This is a genomic window from Variovorax sp. P4_D9, assembly GCF_056401695.1.
Window position 1 is genome coordinate 1 of sequence record NZ_JBFUIU010001529.1, and the last position, 1,119, is coordinate 1,119.

Genomic DNA, 1,119 nt, shown 5'->3' on the forward strand with positions numbered 1-1,119 from the left:
CTGCCTGCGCCGGTGACCAGGGCGATCTTCTTGGAGGTGGTTGCGCTCAAGGGGCGTCTCCTGACGTGGGTGATGTGGAGCGGTGGCAGGCGCGGACGGGCGCAGGCGCGGCGTCCACGGTCACGGAGAAGCGGCCGATGTCCGTCACTCCCCCGCTGACGACATCGCCTGGTTGCAACGCGCCCACGCCTGCGGGTGTGCCGGTGTAGATCAGATCACCGGGCGCGAGCATCACCGACCTCGACAGCATGGCCACCAGTTCGGGCACCGGCCACAAGAGGTCGGACAGATCGGCGCGCTGACGCTCGATGCCGTTGACCGCCAGCCACACAGCCCCTTGCCGGGGGTGGCCGCACATCGCAACCGGCACCAACGGCGTGCAGGGGGCCGAGTGGTCGAAGGCTTTGGCAGCCTCCYAGGGACCACCGGTACGCTTGGCTTGCTGCTGCAGGTCGCGCCGCGTGAGGTCCAGGCCTGCGGCGTAGCCCCAGATGTGATGCGGCTCCGCCTGCGCCGGGGCTATGTCCCGACCGCCACGACCGATGGCCACGACCAATTCGATCTCATGGCAGAAGTCGACGGTGCCCGGGGGATAAGGCAAGAGGCCGTGCGCCTGCACCACCGCGCTGGCGGGCTTCATGAACCAGGCCGGCATGTCCGGGGGCCTGGCCTGCTCGTCGTGGTCCCAGCGGTAGTTGCGGCCGATGCAGAACACACGACCCACAGGGAAGACCGGTGTGCTGCCCGACACCGGCAAGGTAGTCGGTGCAGGCGCGAGGAATACGAAATCAGTCATGGGCTCGGCCTGGGGCTCAGGTGGTCAGGCTCATCGTCGGGCGTTCGCCTGCCAGGGCCTGGGCGATGCCGGCAAGCACCATCTCGCCCATGGCGGTGCGGGTCTCCCAGGTGGCACTGGCGCGATGGGCCTGAAGGGTCACGCGGTCGGACTGGCGCAGCGCCAGGGGAACGCGGGGTTCGTCGACGAACACGTCCAGGCCCGCACCGGCAATGCGACCGGCGGTCAGCGCCTCGGTCAGGTCGGCCTCTTCGATCAGGCGGCCGCGCGCGACGTTGACCAGGAAGCCGCGGGGTCCGAGGGCATCGAGCACGGCCGCGTCG

General features: G+C 69.7%; 2 protein-coding genes. Both read right to left on the reverse strand.

What is annotated here, in order from left to right; translation table 11 throughout:
• Positions 1–46: 46 nt before the first annotated feature.
• Positions 47–796, reverse strand: coding sequence for a fumarylacetoacetate hydrolase family protein (locus AC1DY5_RS56630; protein ID WP_478122870.1), 750 nt, complete (start codon positions 794–796; stop codon positions 47–49).
• 16 nt (positions 797–812) lie between these two features.
• On the reverse strand, positions 813–1,119 hold a 307-nt coding region (locus AC1DY5_RS56635; protein WP_478122871.1), incomplete at its 5' end, for an NAD(P)-dependent oxidoreductase.